Raw genomic sequence first — 18,444 nt, forward strand, 5'->3', positions numbered from 1 at the left:
ATCAATGCGCCCAAGGCAAGATCGGAATCGCGGTCACCGCGTTCTGCGGGCTGCCTTCGATCATGCGGTCGCTGTACACCAGGTACACCAGCGTATTGCGCTTCTTGTCCAGGAAGCGCACCACCTGCATGGTCTTGAACACCAGCGAGGTGCGTTCCTTGAACACTTCCTCGCCGTCTTTCAACTCACCCTTGAAGTTGATCGGCCCGACCTGACGGCAGGCAATCGACGCCTCCGCACGGTCCTCCGCCAGCCCCAGGCCACCCTTCATGCCGCCAGTCTTGGCCCGCGACAGGTAGCAGGTCACGCCCTCCACCTTGGGGTCGTCAAACGCTTCGACCACGATGCGGTCGTTCGGCCCCAGGAACTTGAAGACAGTGGACACCTGGCCGACTTCCTCGGCCCCGGCCAGCATTGGCAGCGCCAGCGCCACTACGGTAATCACTCGCTTGAACAGGCTCATACCAGCACCAGATTGTCACGGTGTACCAGCTCGGGCTCAGCGCTATAGCCAAGGATCGACTCGATACCATCGGACGACTGACCGATGATCTTCTGCGCCTCCAGGGCGCTGTAGTTGGCCAACCCACGGGCCACTTCAACACCGTCCGGGCCAACGCACACCACCATCTCGCCACGGCGGAAGCTGCCCTGCACGGTCTTCACGCCAACCGGCAACAGGCTCTTGTTGGCCTGGCGCAGCGCCTGCACGGCGCCGGCATCCAGCACCAGGGTGCCACGGGTCTGCAGGTGGCCAGCCAGCCACTGCTTGCGCGCAGCGAGCATGCCGCGCTCGGGCGAAAGCAAGGTACCCAGGCGCTCGCCCGCCTTGAGGCGGTCCAGCACGCGCTCGATGCGGCCACCGATGATGATGGTGTGGGCACCGGAACGGGCGGCCAGGCGCGCGGCGCGCAGTTTAGTCTGCATGCCGCCACGGCCCAGGGCACCACCGGTACCACCGGCCACGGCATCCAGCGTCGGGTCGTCGGCACGGGCTTCGTAGATCAGCTGGGCTTCGGGGTTGTTGCGCGGGTCGGCGTCGAACATGCCATCGCGGTCGGTGAGGATCACCAGCAGGTCGGCCTCGACCAGGTTGGCCACCAGCGCTGCCAGGGTGTCGTTGTCGCCGAAGCGGATTTCGTCGGTGACCACGGTGTCGTTTTCGTTGATCACCGGCACCACGCCCAGGTCGACCAAGGTGCGCAGGGTGCTGCGGGCGTTCAGGTAACGCTTGCGGTCGGACAGGTCGTCATGGGTCAGCAGGATTTGCGCGGTGTGCTTGCCGTGTTCGCCGAAGCTCGACTCCCAGGCCTGCACCAGGCGCATCTGGCCGAGCGCGGCAGCGGCCTGCAGCTCGTTCATCGCGCTCGGTCGCGTAGTCCAACCCAGCTGGCTCATGCCGGCAGCCACGGCCCCGGAGGAGACCAGTACCAACTCCACGCCTGCCTCACGCAGCGCGACCATCTGCTCGACCCAAACGGCCATGGCACCGCGGTCGAGGCCCTTGCCATCGGCGGTCAGCAGAGCACTGCCAATCTTCACGACCCAGCGCTTGGCGCCCGTCACCTTGCTTCGCATCTTCTTCCAACCTATGTCGAATCTGTAGATACCGTGGATACAAAAACGCCGCTCCAGAGAGCGGCGTTTAGTGTACTGCAACCGGTCAGTCGCGCACGTAAATGATTTCCGGACCGTCTTCGTCGTCCTCGAAATCATCGTCCCAAGCGTCATCGTCACCGATGTCGTGCACGCTCTTGACGCCAGTACGGCGCAGGGTACGCGCGTCGTCCAGGGCCTGCAGCTGGGCACGGGCTTCGTCTTCAATGCGCTGGTCGAGGTCGGCCAGCTCGGCGGCGTAGGCCGGGTCGTTGGCCAGGCGGTCGGCGCGGTCTTCGAGGTAGCGCATCAGGTCGTGGCTGAGCTTGTCGGTACCCTGCTTGGAGATCGCCGAGATCACGTAGACCGGGCCTTCCCACTCCAGGCGATCGATCACCTCCTGAACACGCTCATCGCGCTCGTCGTCCATGACCATGTCCGACTTGTTCAGTACCAGCCAACGCTCACGCTCGGCCAGCGACGGGCTGAAGCGGGTCAGCTCGTTGACGATCACTTCGGCAGCATCGGCCGGGCTGCTTTCGTCCAGCGGCGCAATGTCCACCAGGTGCAGCAGCACGCGGGTGCGCGCCAGGTGCTTGAGGAAGCGGATACCCAGGCCGGCACCGTCGGAAGCACCTTCGATCAGGCCGGGGATGTCGGCGATGACGAAGCTCTTCCAGCGGTCGACGCTGACCACGCCCAGGTTTGGCACCAGGGTGGTGAACGGGTAGTCGGCCACTTTCGGCTTGGCGGCCGAGACCGAGCGGATGAAGGTACTCTTGCCGGCGTTGGGCAGGCCCAGCAGGCCAACGTCAGCCAACACCTTCATTTCCATCTTCAGGTCGCGCTGGTCACCCGGCTTGCCTGGCGTGGTCTGGCGCGGTGCACGGTTGGTGCTGGACTTGAAACGGGTGTTGCCCAGGCCGTGCCAGCCGCCTTGGGCGACCATCAGCTTCTGGCCAGGGGTGACCAGGTCACCGATCACTTCCTGGGTGGAAGCGTCAATCACGGTGGTACCGACCGGCACGCGCAGGAACAGGTCTTCACCCTTCTTGCCGGTGCAGTCGGTGCTGCCGCCATTGGAGCCGCGCTGGGCTTCGTGGTGACGGGTGTAGCGGTAGTCGACCAGGGTGTTCAGGTTTTCGTCGGCGACCATGTACACCGAGCCGCCGTCACCGCCGTCACCGCCGTTAGGGCCACCGTTCTCGATGAACTTCTCGCGACGGAAGCTCATGCAACCGTTGCCGCCGTCACCGGCCTTGACCCGAATCGATACTTCGTCAACAAACTTCATTAAAACCGCCTCTCGTCGGTAGACGAGTTGAATGAATCAAAAACATGAGGCTCTTGCAAAAATGAGCGCGGCGGCCCCGTACGACCGTAGAAACCAACGCCGGCAACCCAGACAAACAGCTTTGCAAGAGGCTCACCACAAACGAAAAAGCCCCGTCGCATGACGGGGCTTCTGGAGCGACGTCGCGATTAAGCGGCGACGATGCTCACGTAACGGCGCATGAACTCGCCTTTCTTCTCGAACTTGATCACGCCTTCGATCTTGGCGAACAAGGTGTGGTCCTTGCCCATGCCAACGCCGTAGCCAGCGTGGAATTCAGTGCCGCGCTGACGGACGATGATGTTGCCTGGCTTGATAACCTGGCCGCCATACATCTTCACGCCAAGGCGTTTAGATTCTGAGTCGCGACCGTTACGAGTACTACCACCAGCCTTCTTGTGAGCCATGGTTCAATTCTCCAAATAAATTCAGGGGATCTAGGGGATTAAGCCTGGATGCCGGTGATTTTGATCTCGGTGAACCACTGGCGGTGGCCCATACGCTTCATGTGGTGCTTACGACGACGGAACTTGATGATGCGAACCTTGTCGTGGCGGCCTTGCGAAACGACTTCGGCCACTACTTTAGCGCCAGCAACAACTGGAGCACCGATGGTGACTTCTTCACCGTTGGCGACCAGCAGAACGCGATCGAAAGTCACGGATTCGCCAGTGGCGACTTCCAGTTTTTCGATCTTGAGGAATTCACCTTCAGCGACTTTGTACTGCTTGCCGCCGGTAACGATTACTGCGTAAGACATGGTATTTCTCCGATAATCCTGCTCACCCAGCGCTTTATATGATGAGTATTGGCTGGCATGGCTGCACAAGGCTGGAACGGCCCGGCGCAATTGCGTAAGGCAGGTGCTGCCCAGGAAGTTAGGGTGCGCGATTGTACGCAACCCTGGTTTTGCTTGCAAGTGCCGCCCCCGGCCCGCTGGCACCGCGCCTTGACACACCGGTACCCGCGACCTAGCATGCCGCGCAACCTCACTGGAGCAGCCGATGCAACCCCAAACCTTCTACCGCGCGGTGGCTGATGATTTCAGCGCCGTCGACGAGATCATCAAGAAGCAGCTGACCTCGCGCGTGCCGCTGGTATCGAAGATCGGCGACTATATCACGTCGGCCGGTGGCAAGCGCCTGCGTCCCCTGCTGGTACTGCTGTGTGGCAAGGCCCTGGGCCGCGAAGGCGACGACCTGCGCCTGCTGGCTGCCACCATCGAATTCCTGCACACCGCCACCCTGCTGCACGACGACGTGGTCGACATGTCCGGCATGCGCCGCGGCCGCTCCACCGCCAACGCCCTGTGGGGCAACGCGCCGAGCGTGCTGGTGGGCGACTTCCTTTATTCGCGCTCGTTCGAAATGATGGTCGAACTGGGTTCGATGCCGGTCATGCAGATCCTGTCCAAGGCCACCCGTGTGATTGCCGAAGGTGAAGTGCTGCAGTTGTCGCGGGTACGCGATGCCAGCACCACCGAGGAAATCTACATGGAGGTCATCCGCGGCAAGACCGCGATGCTGTTCGAAGCCTCGACCCACAGCGCCGCCGCGCTGGCCGAAGCCACCGACGAGCAGCGCGAAGCCTTGCGCACCTTCGGTGACCACTTGGGCGTGGCCTTCCAGCTGGTCGACGACCTGCTGGACTACAAGGGCGACTCGCAAACCCTGGGCAAGAACGTCGGTGACGACCTGGCCGAGGGCAAGCCTACCCTGCCGCTGATCTACACCATGCGCGAAGGCACTGCCGAGCAGGCTGCGCTGGTACGCCAGGCGATCCAGAAAGGTGGCCTTGAGGATCTGGAACAGATCCGCGTGGCGGTCGAAGCGTCGGGCGCGCTTAAGTACACAGCAGAGCTGGCGCGCGACTATGTGAAGCGCGCCATTGCATGCCTCGAAGTGCTGCCGGCCAGTGAATACCGGGATGCCCTGGTCGAGCTGAGCGAGTTTGCGGTCGCGCGTACTCACTGACAGACCGAGTCGTCTTCATTCGCGGGCAAGCCCGCTCCTACAGGATTGCGTCACCTGGAGGAGCGGACTTGCCCGCGATGCTTTTTGTCCGGACATAATCACTTCTGGAAAAATACCTTTTACAATGTGGGTTTTTAACCGCCCGTCTGTTTGTTTGAGGAACCGAAGTGAGCACTCTGCCACCCTGCCCAAAATGCAATTCCGAGTACACCTATGAGGATGGCACTCAGCTGATCTGCCCTGAATGCGCCCACGAGTGGTCTGCCAGTGGCGACGCCGAAGCGGCCAGCGACGAGGCGGTGAAGAAAGACTCGGTCGGCAACGTCCTGCAGGATGGCGACACTGTCACCGTGATCAAGGACCTCAAGGTCAAGGGTTCGTCCCTGGTGGTGAAGGTCGGCACAAAGGTCAAGAACATCCGCCTGTGCGACGGCGACCACGATATCGACTGCAAGATCGATGGCATCGGCGCCATGAAACTGAAGTCCGAGTTCGTTCGCAAAGTCTGATTACAGAAAAAAAGGCCAATAGGCGCTTGCTATTCTGATAATAAGAATTATTCTCATTGGGACTGATATCCAAGGAGAATAGCCATGACTTATCTGATTGACGCCTGGCTTGACCGCCCTCACCCCTACCTGCGCATTCTTCATCGCGAAACCGGCGAAGTGTGCGCGGTGCTCGAAGAAGAAGCGCTGGACGAACTGCGTGACCAAGGCGACCTGGACATGAGCGGGCTGAATTCGAGTGAACCGGGGGTGCTCAAGGAGCTGGTGCGCAATCTGTTTCTGTTCTGCTATGCGCGGGCATTGCGCCCGATGGGAACAGACTGGAACTGACAGATCTGGCGAGGGCTTCGCCCTCGTTCGCGGCACAAGGCCGCTCCTGCAGGGGTACGCATTTTCCCATGGACATGCGTACCCCTGCAGGAGCGGCCTTGTGCCGCGAATGGGCCGCAACGCGGCCCCAAGCGGTATTACAGAACGTCGAGCAGCTCGACGTCGAACACCAGCACGCTGTGCGGCGGGATGCTGCCAACGCCTTGGGCGCCGTAGGCCAGCTCGCTCGGCACGTACAGGCGCCATTTGCTGCCGGCATTCATCAGCTGCAGGGCTTCGGTCCAGCCAGCAATCACGCCACCAACCGGGAATTCAGCCGGCTGGCCACGCTCGTAGGAGCTGTCGAACACGGTGCCGTCGATCAGGGTGCCGTGGTAGTGCGTACGCACGTTGTCTTCGCGAGTCGGCTTGGCGCCTTCACCTGCGGTCAGTACTTCGAACTGCAGGCCCGAAGCCAGGGTGGTGATGCCTTCACGCTTGGCGTTTTCAGCCAGGAATTCCTTGCCAGCGCCAGCAGCTGCTTCAGCCTTGGCAGCCGCTTCGGCTTGCATGATGTCGCGGATCACTTTGAAGCTGGCCGACAGGTCGGCTTCGCTGACGCGGCTGTCGGCGCCGTTGAAGGCGTCGGTCAGGCCGGCCAGGATGGCTTCCAGGCTTACGCCTGGTGGCGGGTTGTCGCGCAGCTGGCCGCCCAGCTGACGGCCGATACCGTAGCTGACGCGCGTTTCGTCGGTAGACAGATTGAGTTCGGACATTGTCGTGCTCCACTGCAGGGCGCAGTGCAGCCGCGCCCTTGATGAAAAGGGCGAGCAGCCTAGCACACTGATGAGCTGCGAGCAGCTACCAGGCCGAACGCTGGGAAATCGGCACCTTGAGGTCTTCTTCCGGGTGCGAACCCATGCCGCACATTTCATCCTGCACCGACCAGTGCACCAGGTTCATCGAGACCATGGGGATGGTTTGCAGCAACTTGCGGGCATCCTCCACCGAGTGCACGCGCAAACGCTCGCCACGGGTGTCAGACAGCGGGTGGGCGCGGCCTTTGAGCCGGGCTTCAATGAGGTAATCGCCGCCTTCGATGGCGATCAGGTTCACTTCGTCGACATGGCCAGCCCTGGCCTCGAGATTGAGCTGATGCAGGTTCATGTAAGCACCTCGCGATGAGAACCACGCATGAGTGCTCATTTTTCGTACAGGCGGGCCGAAAGCACAAGCCAGAAACGACACCGCCCGTCCGTTTTGCAACAGACGGGCGGTGCAGGCAACAACGGGGCTCAGTGCTTGGTCAGCTTGTCCAGGTAGCCCATGCAGAACGCCGAAACCACAAAGGTCATGTGGATGATCACGTACCACATCAGGTAGTCGGTGGAGATGTTCTGCGCATCCATGAACACCCGCAGCAGGTGAATGGACGAAATCGCCACGATCGACGCAGCCACCTTCATCTTCAGCGACGAGGAGTCCATCTTGCCCAGCCAGTTGAGCTTTTCCTTGCTGTCGTCGATGTCCAGTTGCGAGACGAAGTTCTCGTAGCCGGAGATCATCACCATCACCAGCAGGCCACCCACTAGCGACATGTCGATCAGCGAGAGGATCACCAGGATCAGGTCAGCTTCGCTCAAGGCAAAGACGTTGGGCAGGACGTGGACCACTTCCTGAAAGAATTTCAGCGCCAGGGCCAGCAGGCCGAGGGACAGGCCGAAGTAGATGGGGGCGAGCAGCCAGCGCGAGGCATACATCGCGTTTTCGAGAATACGTTCCATGGAGGGTTTGGGACTCGTCAGGTGACTAAAAAAACGACAGCGAGTATAGCCAGCCACCTGTTACAGCAAAAGCCCGGTGAGTGGGGGCTGCTTTGCAGCCCATTCGCAGCACAAGGCTGCTCCTACAACCGACCGCGATTTCCTGTAGGAGCAGCCTTGTGCTGCGAATGGGCCGAAAAGCGGCCCCTACAAGCGACCGCGATCTCCTGTAGGAGCAGCCTTGTGCTGCGAATGGGCCGCAAAGCGGCCCCCGGCATCAATCAGGTCTCAGGATGAAACTGATAATCCCCCAGATTCCGGCACCGCTCGCCATTGATCCGGCGCAACTGGGCCTGCAGGTGCAAGCACCAGATCTGCGGGTCTTCGGATACCTGGTAGCCATGCAAGGTCAGGCTGTCGACAATGGCGTTAAGCACCGATTCGGCCACCAACGGCCCATGAAACGGCCCTTGAGCCTTGATCGCGGAAGGTTGCTCACCGGCCATGCCGGCGGCGAACAGCAGCGTCCACATGCCGTTATCCCCGGCCAGTGGGCGAATGCTGCATTCGATGCGGGTCACCAGGCCCAGGCACTGGCGTGTGAGGCTGAGGTTGCGCATGGCCGCGTCCCCTCCAATAAGCCTTGTTCAGCCTGAACACCAGGCTGTTTCCATCCTGAACGCTGATACCGTCCTTAAGTTCCAGCATAGAATAACAGCACAAAAAGATGGAAAACCGGCGCTGAACGGTAGCACATCGCCGCCAGCGCCGGTTTATTGACTCAGGCCGGTTTGGCCTGGGCAATCACCTCTTCCAGGCGTTCTTTTTCTGCCTTCTCGATGTCTTCCTCGCTGATCATTTCGGCGATTTCACGCAGGCGTTCCACCACCCGGGCGTTGACGCTGCCCTCGGTAAACAGGCCCTGGTCATCAAGTACCCCGGCCTCCTCGCCCACCAGCAGGCTCAGCGCCTCATCGGCCTGGCTGACCGCGTAAACGTGGAACATGCCGTTCTCCACAGCCTGCAGCACGCGCTCGTCGAGCATGAGGGTGGCTACGTTGGCACGCGGAATGATCACCCCCTGCTCGCCGGTCAGGCCACGCGCCTCACACAGGCGGAAGAAGCCCTCGATCTTCTCGTTGACCCCGCCCACGGCCTGCACTTCACCGAACTGGTTGATGGAACCGGTGATGGCGAAGCACTGCTTGAGCGGCGTGCGCGACAAGGCCGAGATCAGCGTGCACGCTTCGCCCAGCGAGGCGCTGTCACCGTCCACATAACCGTAGGACTGCTCCAGGGCGATACTCGCGGAAATCGCCAGCGGGAACTCCTGGGCATAGCGGCTGCCCAGGTATCCGGTGAGGATCATCACACCCTTGGAGTGGATCGGCTGGCCAAGGTTGACCTCGCGTTCGATGTCGACAATGCCGCTGCCGCCCGGGTACACGGTGGCAGAGATACGGGCCGGCATACCGAACGCCGAATCGCCCACTTCCAGCACGGTCAGGCCGTTGCACTTGCCGATGGCCGCCCCTTCGGTATCAATCAGGATGATGCCGGCCAGCATGTCGTCCAGCACCCGCTGCGAAACACGCCCGGTGCGGGTGGCCTTGGCCTTGAGCGCACGTTCGATATGCCCGGCGTCGGTCATTTCGTCACTGGCCAGCTGACGGATGAAATCGGCTTCGCTGACCAGCTGGAACAGGTCGCCGATACGCGCCGACAGGCGTGACTGGTTCTCTGCCAGGCGGGCGCTGTAGGTGGCCAGGCGTGCTACCGCGTCACTTGTCAGCGGCGCCATGCCCTCTTCGTTGGTACGGGTGCGCAACAGCTGGGCGAACTGCTCCAGGTTCTCGTCGACCATGGGCATGTCTTCGTCGAAGTCCACCAGCACGCGGAACATCTCCTGGAAGTCCGGGTCGTGGTCCTGCAGCGCGTAGTACAGCTGGCGTGAGCCGATGATCACCAGTTTCACGTTCAGCGGAATCATCTGCGGCTGAAGGCTGACGCTGGCCACACGGCCCAGTTCACCGATGGGTGACTCCATCTTCAGCTTGCGCGACTGCAGCGCACGCTTGAGCGCATCCCACACGAACGGCTCGCCGAGCATTTTCTCGGCTTCAAGAATCAGGAAGCCGCCGTTGGCACGGTGCAACGCGCCTGGGCGCAACTGGCGGTACGAAGTGTAAAGCGCGCCCTGGTCGGTGCTGTATTCGATACGGCCGAACAGGTTGTCGTACGTCGGGTGCGGCTCGAACACGACCGGCGCGCCCCCGGCGGCATGGTGGCCGACCACCAGGCTTGGAGCGTACTGCTCTTCAAGCAGCTTGCGCGCAGCGGCGTCGGTCTTGCTGTCGTCGACCAGTTGCTCGACCACGGTGCGCAGCAGGTTCAGCTGCACCGACTGCAGGTAGGCGCACACCGCTGCGTTCTCGGCGTACTTTTCCGACAGCGGCGCGAGCAACGGCTGCAAGGCCAGGGTGATGGTTTCTTCGTTGAGCTGGCGCAGCTGGTTGTTCGACTCGCGCTTCCATTGCGGCAGGCTGGCCAGCTCTTCGTTCAGCTGTTCCTCGAGCGAGGCAATGTCTTGGTGGAACTGCTCGCGCACCGCTTCCGGCAACTGGGCGAACTCGGCTTCATCCAACGCCTTGCCATCGGCCATCGGCGTGAAGGCGACGTTGCTGGCGTCGCGGTACAAAGCCACGTCCTTTTCCAGCGAGGCCCGCTCGATTACATCCAGGGCACGGTCGTAGCGCTGGTTGAAGGCACGGTCGATAGCGCCTTTCTTCTGTTGGTACGAGGGGTGCTCGAACACTGCCGGGAAGGTGGACAGCAGGTTGTCGATCAATCCGCCCATGTCGCTGATGAACTCGGCAGCGCTGCCAGACGGCAGCTCCAGCGCGCGGGGTTCCCGGGTATCGTCGAAGTGGTTGACGTAGACCCAGTCGGCCGGGGTCTGCTGGCGCTTGCCCTCAGCCTTGAGGTAGCGCTTGACGAACGAGAAGCGCCCAGTGCCGGGCTCGCCCATCACGTACACATTGTAACCGGGGCGCGGCATGGCCACGCCGAACTGCAGGGCCTCGACAGCACGTTCCTGGCCCAGTACTCCGCGAAACGGCTCCAGATCGTCGGTATGGGTAAAGGCAAACTGCTCGGGGGAGAAACGCCGGGTCAGGGCTTCAGGCGCGAGACGCAGGCGCGCAGCGACAGGATCGGGCATTGGGTTTCCTTACTTCGGCGGGGCAGATGAGCAGCATTCTGGCGCTGCCCGCGCGCGCCTTGCAAGGCTCCATGGGACTTTATGTCGCAGCCGGTGCAGGTCATGTCACAGCAAATTTTTCGCAATCAACAACGCAACCTTTAGATCGTGCCTAAACTCCAAGCTGCGCGGGTGGGTGAAAAGCTTTCCCGACCTGGCAACCGAGTTGCCAGAAACCCTGACCCTTGGTTAAGACAAAGAGAACAAATGCTATGAAACGGATTCTTCTGGGTACTCTGTTCACCGTGGTCTCGCTGAACGCCATGGCCGAAGCGCCAGGCGGCCCGAACTGCGGTTGGGGCAACATGCTGTTCGAAGGCCAGCGTGGCACTCCGGCACACTTCCTGGCTTCTACCACCAACGGCACATCCGGTAACGCCACCTTCGGCATGACCTCCGGCACCAACGGCTGCTCGACCAAGGCTTCGCTGACCTACGGCGGCAAGTCCTGGTTTGCCATGAATGGCATGATGAACGAGCTGTCCGAAGACATGGCCATGGGCCAGGGCGAAGCACTGACCACCTATGCCGTAGTGCTTGGCGTGGCCCCGGAAGACCGCGTCTACTTCAACTCGGTTACCCACCAGCACTTCAACCAGATCTTCAGCAGCGCCGATGTCACTGCCGAAACTGTCCACACCAACACCCTGGCCGTTCTGAAGAGCGACCCACGCCTGGCCAAATACGCTACCGAGGCCTAAGCACTGCTGTTCCCGCCCCCCACGGGGGCGGGTTTCGCCTTTTTCGGCATCGTGAAGAAGTAGTTGCCCGATATGCTCAAACGCCTCGCTTCCCTGGCGCTGTGTGCCTGCGCCCCTGTTCATGCCGCGCCCGTGCTGGATCAAGGCCGTCTCCAGCAACTGGCCAATACCCCTTACTGGCACGCCATTGGTCACTACGAAACCGCCAAGCTCGGCGGCTGGCGTAGCTATGTGGATGATGATGCCTTCTTCCTCGCCGAGGACGGTGCGCACCACCCCGACCAAGAGCTGCAAGCCACGGTCGAAGCGCTGTATGCCCCGGCCAGCCTCGGCGACAAGCACGCGCAGTGTGTGTTCCCCGCGCGTACCCGCTGGCTGCGCGAGCAGCTCGACCTGCAAGGCTTGCCGCAGCCGGACTGCCAGGAGTTCAAGACCTGGTACCAGTCCATCGACCCGCACAGCGCCGCGTTGATCTTCCCGGCGGCCTACCTTAACAGCCCCTCGTCAATGTTCGGCCACACCCTGCTGCGCATCGACCAGTCCAGCACCCGCAACGACGACACCACGCTGCTGAGCTACGCGATCAACTTCGGCGCCTACATCGAAGGCAGCGACAACAGCATCCTGTACGCCTGGAAGGGCCTGATGGGCGGCTACCCAGGGCTGTTCGCGCTGATGCCCTACCAGGAAAAACTGTCCGAATACCGCAGCCTGGAAAACCGCGACCTGTGGGAATACCAGCTGGACCTCACCCCCGAAGAAACCGGGCGCATGGTCGAGCATGTGTGGGAGTTGAAGCAGATCCAGTTCGACTACTTCTTCTTCGACGAAAACTGCTCCTATCGGCTGCTGGAACTGCTGCAAGTGGCTCGGCCAAGCCTGGACCTGACCTCGCAGTTCCCGCTGACCGCCATCCCGACCGATACGGTCAAGGCCGTGAAACAGTCCGGCCTGGTCGCCAGCGAGGTCTACCGCCCTTCCCGCGAACGTGAGTTGCTGGCCCGGGCGGAGCCCCTCGACCATGGCGAAAAGCGTCAGGTGCTGGCCGTGAGTGCCAACACCGCACAGCTGCAAAGCCCCGAATTCAAGGCCCTGCCCCGCGAACGCCAGGCGTTGGTGCAAGATGCCGCGTATCGCCTTGAGCGCTACCGGGCCAACGGCCAGGAACGCGACCCCGGCCAAGCCAAGCGCAGCTTCGAGCTGCTGCGGGCGATCAACAGCAACCCGCCGCCGCCCTTGCAGATCGAGCGCCCCGGCCTGCCTGAAGACGGCCATGACTCACGCACCTGGCAACTGGGCGTGGGCACCCGTGAAGACCGCGCCTACGCCGAGTACGGCCTGCGCATGGCTTACCACGACCTGAACGACAATGCCTACGGCTTCCCGCTGGGTGCGCAAATCGAGATCCTGCAGCTGAAGGTGCGCCAGTACGAGGGTAATGACTGGCAGGTGCAGCGCCTGGACCTGGCCACCATTCGCTCGCTGACACCCCGCAACGAGCTGCTCAAACCGTGGTCGTGGCAAGTGGCTGGCGGCCTGGAGCGGGTGCCGGGCAAACATGATGACGAGGTGCTGGTAAGCCATGTGAACGGCGGCGCCGGTGGCACCTGGCAACTGGCCGACGGGTTGCTGGGTTTTGCCCTCGGTACGGTGCGGGTCGAGCATCACAACGACTTCGCCCAGTTCATCGCCCCGGCGGCAGGGTTCAATGGCGGCCTGCTGTGGCGCAACGGCTTGGGCAACCTGACGCTGGAGGCCAAGGGTGATTACTTCACCAATGGCGAAGTGCGGCGCAGCGTGAGCCTGAACCAGCAGTGGGAGATCAGCCAGAACCTGGGGCTGCGGTTGAGCGCTTCGCGCGAGTTCAGCCACCTGGCTACCGCACAGAACGAGGTAATGCTCGAATTGAAGTGGTACCACTACTGAGTGATCCAATCGACTCTTTGACACCGTTTTGACAGCTCCTCGACAAATGGCCACCTAGACTTTCCACTATCTACGGGAGGGTCTGGTGGCCATGTCGCGGTACTGGTTCGGCGTGTGCATTGCGTTATTGCTGTCAGGTTGCGAAACCACCCACGAGCAAATGCTCAACCACGGTTATCCCCCTGCCTATGCCGATGGCTTCCAGGACGGCTGCAGCAGCGGCCGCCAGGCGGCCGGGCTGATGGTGGGCGGCTTCAGCAAGAACGTGCCGCGCTACCTGCACGAACGCCAGTACGAAACCGGCTGGGACGACGGCTTCCGCCAGTGTCATGCCATGCAGAACAGTGAAGAACAGCGTGAGTACCACGAACGCTTCTGGGACCAGCGCGACCGCGAGTGGGAGCAGGAAAAGGACCGTGACGCCGCCAAGGCTTATCGCCACAACTGAGTCGCAAACGGACATTCCTTGAAACCGGCGGCCTGCCATGATGGTCTCCTGCACAAGGAGGCCCTGCATGAGCCGAGCATTCGTCAACGAAGACCAGGCTGCCGCCCAGGCCGACCAGCCGGTCGAGCGTCGCGTCAGCGAACAACCCAACTACGTCACCGCCAACGGCCTGCGCCAGCTCCAGGCCCGCGTGGCCGAGCTGAATGCCTTGCGCAGCGAACTGCAGGCGCAGGGCGAACGGGGCGACAAGCAGCGGCTGGCCGATACCGAACGGGACCTGCGTTACTACAATGCGCGAGTGCAGAGTGCCCAGGTGGTGCCGCCAGCCACCTCACACAGCAAGGTGCAGATTGGTAGCCGGGTGCGGTTTGTCGATGCGCAGGACCAGGAGCAGGTGGTGCAACTGGTGGGCGAGGACGAAGCGGATGCCGGGCGGGGGTTGATCAACTGGGGTTCGCCGCTGGGGCGGGCGTTGCTGGGCGCGGGGCCTGGGGATGAAGTGGTTTGGCGGCGGCCGGTGGGGGATCAGGTGATTGAAGTGGTCGGGATCGAGGGTGAGCCCTGAGGAGGCCGCCGTGCGGCCCCCAAAAACTTCAGGTCAGACTACGCCTTGGGCCAGCATCGCATCAGCCACTTTCACAAAGCCTGCGATGTTCGCACCTTTGACGTAGTTGATACGGCCATCCGCTTCTTCACCGTAGTGCACGCAAGCATGATGAATCGACTGCATGATGTTGTGCAGCTTGCTGTCCACTTCCCCGGCAGTCCACAGCAGGCGCATGGCGTTCTGCGACATTTCCAGGCCCGACACAGCCACGCCGCCGGCGTTGGAGGCTTTGCCCGGGGCATACAGGATGCCGGCGTCCAGGAAGATATCCACAGCTTCGAGGGTGGTCGGCATGTTGGCGCCTTCGGCCACGCAGATGCAGCCGTTGCGCAGCAGGGTGCGGGCGTCTTCGGCGCCCAGCTCGTTCTGCGTGGCGCACGGCAGGGCGATGTCGCACGGCAGGCTCCACGGGGTCTGGCCCTTGCGGAACTCCAGGCCGTACTGCCCGGCCAGTTCGCTCAGGCGGCCACGCTTGACGTTCTTCAGCTCCATCAAGGCGTCCCACTGGGCATCGGACAGGCCGGCTTCGACGTACAGGGTGCCTTCGGAGTCGGACAGCGAGATCACCTTGCCGCCCAGGTCCATCACTTTACGCGCCGCATACTGGGCCACGTTGCCCGAGCCGGAAACCGCCACGCGGCGGCCGTCGATACGCTTGCCCTGGCGCTTGAGCATTTCTTCGGCGAAGTACACGCAGCCGAAGCCGGTGGCTTCCGGGCGGATCAGGCTGCCGCCGTAGGTCATGCCTTTACCGGTCAGCACCGACGTGAACTGGTTGGCCAGGCGCTTGTACTGGCCAAACATGAAGCCGATTTCGCGGGCACCCACGCCGATGTCGCCGGCCGGTACGTCGCAGTCAGCACCGATGTGGCGGTACAGCTCGCTCATGAACGCCTGGCAGAAGCGCATCACTTCGGCGTCGCTCTTGCCTTTCGGGTCGAAGTCCGAGCCGCCCTTGCCGCCGCCCATGGGCAGCGAGGTCAGGGAGTTCTTGAACACCTGCTCAAAGGCCAGGAACTTCAGCACGCTGAGGTTCACCGACGGGTGGAAGCGCAGGCCGCCCTTGTACGGGCCGATGGCGCTGCTCATCTGGATGCGGTAGCCGCGGTTGACCTGCACCTTGCCCTGGTCATCGACCCAGGAAACGCGGAACAGCACCGCGCGCTCAGGCTCGACCATACGCTCGAGGATGCCCGATTGCAGGTAGTGGGGGTTGGCTTCAAGGAACGGCCACAAAGTGCGTAGCACCTCTTCCACCGCCTGGTGGAATTCCGGTTGGCCGGGGTCACGCTGTTGCAGGCGTGCAAGGAAATGGTCGACAGATTCGATCATGGTAGACATCTCACCAAGAGGATTGGACTTATTGGTTTTTTTTCGAATGTACCAAGAAGCAATCGCACTGGAATAGGGCGAAATGTCGTTTTTTTGAAATTATTTGGTGCGTTTTATATAAGTGTATACAAAGCACGCGCTCGATCAGCAGTTTTCCCGTTTGAGCCAAGCACGAAAATGGGGCCACCAAGGGCCCCATTCTTGTGCATCAAAAAACCGGCTTACTGGGCCAGTTTCTTGTGCCGTACACGGTGCGGCTGGGCAGCAGCATCGCCCAGGCGCTTCTTGCGGTCAGCTTCATACTCGGTGTAGTTGCCTTCGAAGAACACCACGTTCGAGTCGTCTTCGTACGCCAGGATGTGGGTAGCCACACGGTCCAGGAACCAACGGTCGTGGGAAATCACGATCGCAGCGCCCGGGAAGTCCAGCAGGGCTTCTTCCAGCGAACGCAGGGTTTCGACGTCGAGGTCGTTGGACGGTTCGTCGAGCAGCAGGACGTTACCGCCCTCCTTCAGGGTCAGGGCAAGGTGCAGGCGGCCACGCTCACCACCGGACAGGTCCTTGACGAACTTCTGCTGGTCGCCACCTTTGAAGTTGAAGCGGCCAACGTAAGTACGCGACGGGATCTCGTAGTTGCCGATGCGGATCTGGTCGGAACCGTCAGAAATCTGCTGGAACACGGTCTTGGCGCCGTCCAGGTCTTCGCGGCTCTGGTCCACGCAGGCCAGTTGCACGGTTTCACCGATCTCGATGCTGCCCGAGTCCGGCTGTTCCTTGCCCATCAGCATGCGGAACAGGGTCGACTTACCGGCACCGTTACCACCGATCACGCCGACGATGGCGCCTTTAGGCATGGCGAACGACAGGTTGTCGATCAGCACGCGGTCGCCGTAGCCTTTGGAGACGTTCTTGAACTCGATGACCTTGTCGCCCAGGCGCGGACCAGCCGGGATGTAGATCTCGTTGGTCTCGCTGCGTTTCTGGAATTCCTGCGACTGCATTTCTTCGAAGCGCTGCAGACGGGCCTTGGATTTGGACTGGCGAGCCTTGGCGCCTTTGCGCACCCACTCCAGTTCCTCTTTCATGGCCTTCTCGTGGGCGCTCTGCTGCTTGGATTCCTGCGCCAGACGGTCCGACTTGGCTTCCAGCCAGCCCGAGTAGTTGCCTTCGTACGGGATGCCGGCGCCGCGGTCCAGTTCCAGGATCCAGCCAGCGACGTTGTCGAGGAAGTAACGGTCGTGGGTAATGGCTACCACGGTGCCAGGGAAGTCGTGCAGGAAGCGCTCAAGCCACGCCACCGAATCGGCATCCAGGTGGTTGGTCGGTTCGTCGAGCAGCAGCATGTCGGGGGCCGACAGCAGCAGGCGGCACAGGGCCACACGGCGCTTTTCACCACCGGACAGGTGTTCGATTTTTGCGTCCCAGGCCGGCAGGCGCAGGGCGTCGGCGGCCACGTCCAGCTGACGCTCCAGGTTGTGGCCGTCGGCGGCCTGCAGGATGGCTTCCAGCTTGGCCTGCTCGGCGGCCAGCTTGTCGAAGTCGGCATCCGGGTCGGCGTAGGCGGCGTAGACCTCGTCCAGGCGGGCCTGGGCGTCCTTGATCACGCTGACCGCTTCCTCGACCACTTCACGCACGGTCTTGGTCGGGTCCAGTTGTGGCTCCTGCGGCAGGTAGCCAACGTTGATGTCGGGCATCGGACGGGCTTCGCCGTCGAATTCCTTGTCGACGCCCGCCATGATCCGCAGCAGGGTCGATTTACCGGCGCCGTTCAGGCCGAGCACGCCAATCTTGGCGCCCGGGAAGAACGACAGGGAAATGTTCTTGAGAATTTCCCGCTTCGGCGGCACGACCTTGCTCAGCCGATGCATGGTGTAGACGTATTGAGCCAAAACCAAGCCCTCTAATTCAGATAGGTAAAGACATCGACGATCGCCCAGGCAGCATGGCCAGGGGGATGCGTGTTCGGGTGTCATTGAACAAAGTCGACCATTCTACGCCAACGCGCGGCGTTGCATAGGAGGGGTCGAGGGTGGGGGGATCCCAGAGAAGATGCTATTGCCTGTACCGGCCTCTTCGCGGGCACGCCCGCTCCCACAGGTTCACCACAGGGCCTGAGCAATCCGTGATCCCTGTGGGAGCGGGCGTGCCCGCGAAACGGCCGGCAAAGCAGCCGAGAGGGCTCAGACGTGGCGCTGTTTGGCCTTGCCCCGCGGCAAACGGCAACGGTCGCCCTGCCCGGCCAGGCGCGCGGCCCAGGCGGACTTCACGCTGAAGCCGCCGCTGCGGGCAGGTTGCTGCTCGGCCACATTGGCAGGTTTGGCCGGTTTGGCAGCCGCAGGCGCAGTGCTGACCACCTTGGCAGCAGGCTTGACCGCCGCCTCTGCCGGCGTTGGCGCTGCTGCCGCCTTGGCGGTCTTGCGCAGTTCAGCCAGCGAGGGCGCTTTGCTCTTGGCGCTGGCGCCAGCGTCAGGTTTGACCAGCGAGCGCTGGCAAGACTTGCAGGATACGTCCTCGGTCACGGCAGTGCTGACAAGGGTCTGACTGCTGCGCCCACAGGCGGAATCGAGGCCATTGGAGGAAAAGTGAGTAACCAAAACCGAACATCTCCGATGCGTTGTCATGTATAGCGGGCGCTATTCTCGCACAGGTTGCAGGGGCTTGCCGAACCACCGGGCCGGCACCATCGGT

General features: G+C 62.1%; 20 protein-coding genes. 7 read left to right on the forward strand and 13 right to left on the reverse strand.

Translation table 11 applies throughout. The features are described from left to right. Position 1: 1 nt before the first annotated feature. The 5 genes from SB765_RS26185 to rplU form a co-directional block, all read right to left on the reverse strand. Positions 2-463: a CreA family protein gene (locus tag SB765_RS26185; protein WP_016501541.1), complete on the reverse strand. Its 462-nt coding sequence runs from the start codon at positions 461-463 to the stop codon at positions 2-4. Then, positions 460-1,578 carry a glutamate 5-kinase gene (gene proB, locus SB765_RS26190; RefSeq protein ID WP_410932155.1) on the reverse strand — a complete coding sequence of 373 codons (1,119 nt, stop codon included), beginning with the start codon at positions 1,576-1,578 and terminating at the stop codon, positions 460-462. The genes SB765_RS26185 and proB overlap by 4 nt, the downstream gene beginning before the upstream one ends. An 85-nt stretch (positions 1,579-1,663) precedes the next feature. Next, on the reverse strand, positions 1,664-2,890 hold the full coding sequence (cgtA, locus tag SB765_RS26195; protein ID WP_016501543.1) for an Obg family GTPase CgtA: 1,227 nt from the start codon (positions 2,888-2,890) through the stop codon (positions 1,664-1,666). A gap of 188 nt (positions 2,891-3,078) precedes the next feature. Further along, positions 3,079-3,336, reverse strand: coding sequence for a 50S ribosomal protein L27 (rpmA, locus tag SB765_RS26200; RefSeq protein WP_003247464.1), 258 nt, complete (start codon positions 3,334-3,336; stop codon positions 3,079-3,081). A gap of 38 nt (positions 3,337-3,374) precedes the next feature. Continuing rightward, complete coding sequence (rplU, locus tag SB765_RS26205) at positions 3,375-3,689, reverse strand: 50S ribosomal protein L21 (protein WP_003247466.1); 315 nt, start codon at positions 3,687-3,689, stop codon at positions 3,375-3,377. A 244-nt stretch (positions 3,690-3,933) separates the two neighbouring features. Here rplU and SB765_RS26210 point away from each other — a divergent pair, with 244 nt between their 5' ends. The 3 genes from SB765_RS26210 to SB765_RS26220 all read left to right on the forward strand — a co-directional run bounded on the left by SB765_RS26210 (position 3,934) and on the right by SB765_RS26220 (position 5,741). Further along, entirely contained in the window at positions 3,934-4,902 is a 969-nt protein-coding gene (locus tag SB765_RS26210) for a polyprenyl synthetase family protein (RefSeq protein WP_016501544.1), read from the forward strand. Positions 4,903-5,069: 167 nt separating this feature from the next. Next, the gene (locus SB765_RS26215; RefSeq protein WP_019470643.1) at positions 5,070-5,411 is read left to right on the forward strand and encodes a zinc ribbon domain-containing protein YjdM; all 342 of its coding nucleotides are present in this window, start codon (positions 5,070-5,072) and stop codon (positions 5,409-5,411) included. Positions 5,412-5,495: 84 nt separating this feature from the next. Then, entirely contained in the window at positions 5,496-5,741 is a 246-nt protein-coding gene (locus tag SB765_RS26220) for a hypothetical protein (RefSeq protein WP_016484829.1), read from the forward strand. 137 nt (positions 5,742-5,878) lie between these two features. Here SB765_RS26220 and SB765_RS26225 read toward each other — a convergent pair whose 3' ends face one another. From SB765_RS26225 to SB765_RS26245, 5 genes are all read right to left on the reverse strand, one after another. Continuing rightward, positions 5,879-6,496 carry an FKBP-type peptidyl-prolyl cis-trans isomerase gene (locus SB765_RS26225; protein ID WP_132846719.1) on the reverse strand — a complete coding sequence of 206 codons (618 nt, stop codon included), beginning with the start codon at positions 6,494-6,496 and terminating at the stop codon, positions 5,879-5,881. Positions 6,497-6,581: 85 nt separating this feature from the next. Continuing rightward, entirely contained in the window at positions 6,582-6,887 is a 306-nt protein-coding gene (locus SB765_RS26230) for a DUF6482 family protein (RefSeq protein WP_016501545.1), read from the reverse strand. 128 nt (positions 6,888-7,015) lie between these two features. Then, a complete protein-coding gene (locus tag SB765_RS26235) occupies positions 7,016-7,504 on the reverse strand; it encodes a TIGR00645 family protein (RefSeq protein WP_016501546.1) in 489 nt (162 codons plus the stop codon). A gap of 260 nt (positions 7,505-7,764) precedes the next feature. Then, the gene (locus SB765_RS26240; protein ID WP_016484826.1) at positions 7,765-8,103 is read right to left on the reverse strand and encodes a hypothetical protein; all 339 of its coding nucleotides are present in this window, start codon (positions 8,101-8,103) and stop codon (positions 7,765-7,767) included. 161 nt (positions 8,104-8,264) lie between these two features. After that, positions 8,265-10,703 carry a Lon protease family protein gene (locus tag SB765_RS26245; protein WP_341797522.1) on the reverse strand — a complete coding sequence of 813 codons (2,439 nt, stop codon included), beginning with the start codon at positions 10,701-10,703 and terminating at the stop codon, positions 8,265-8,267. 251 nt (positions 10,704-10,954) lie between these two features. Here SB765_RS26245 and SB765_RS26250 point away from each other — a divergent pair, with 251 nt between their 5' ends. The 4 genes from SB765_RS26250 to SB765_RS26265 all read left to right on the forward strand — a co-directional run bounded on the left by SB765_RS26250 (position 10,955) and on the right by SB765_RS26265 (position 14,382). After that, the gene (locus SB765_RS26250) at positions 10,955-11,443 is read left to right on the forward strand and encodes a DUF3015 domain-containing protein (RefSeq protein WP_016501548.1); all 489 of its coding nucleotides are present in this window, start codon (positions 10,955-10,957) and stop codon (positions 11,441-11,443) included. Between the two features lie 72 nt (positions 11,444-11,515). After that, a complete protein-coding gene (locus SB765_RS26255; RefSeq protein ID WP_410910740.1) occupies positions 11,516-13,369 on the forward strand; it encodes a DUF4105 domain-containing protein in 1,854 nt (617 codons plus the stop codon). A gap of 91 nt (positions 13,370-13,460) precedes the next feature. Beyond that, a complete protein-coding gene (locus SB765_RS26260; RefSeq protein WP_410932189.1) occupies positions 13,461-13,817 on the forward strand; it encodes a hypothetical protein in 357 nt (118 codons plus the stop codon). 67 nt (positions 13,818-13,884) lie between these two features. Continuing rightward, positions 13,885-14,382, forward strand: a complete 498-nt coding sequence (locus SB765_RS26265) for a GreA/GreB family elongation factor (RefSeq protein ID WP_410932156.1) — start codon at positions 13,885-13,887, stop codon at positions 14,380-14,382. A 33-nt stretch (positions 14,383-14,415) separates the two neighbouring features. On the opposite strand, the gene gdhA is transcribed toward SB765_RS26265, so the two are convergent. The 3 genes from gdhA to SB765_RS26280 all read right to left on the reverse strand — a co-directional run bounded on the left by gdhA (position 14,416) and on the right by SB765_RS26280 (position 18,350). Beyond that, the gene (gene gdhA, locus SB765_RS26270; RefSeq protein ID WP_410932157.1) at positions 14,416-15,756 is read right to left on the reverse strand and encodes an NADP-specific glutamate dehydrogenase; all 1,341 of its coding nucleotides are present in this window, start codon (positions 15,754-15,756) and stop codon (positions 14,416-14,418) included. 221 nt (positions 15,757-15,977) lie between these two features. Next, entirely contained in the window at positions 15,978-17,645 is a 1,668-nt protein-coding gene (gene ettA, locus SB765_RS26275) for an energy-dependent translational throttle protein EttA (protein ID WP_016501553.1), read from the reverse strand. Between the two features lie 291 nt (positions 17,646-17,936). Further along, entirely contained in the window at positions 17,937-18,350 is a 414-nt protein-coding gene (locus SB765_RS26280) for a hypothetical protein (protein ID WP_410910738.1), read from the reverse strand. Positions 18,351-18,444: the final 94 nt, after the last annotated feature.

Source organism: Pseudomonas sp. SIMBA_067, assembly GCF_046534675.1.
Taxonomy (GTDB): Bacteria; Pseudomonadota; Gammaproteobacteria; order Pseudomonadales; family Pseudomonadaceae; genus Aquipseudomonas; species Aquipseudomonas putida.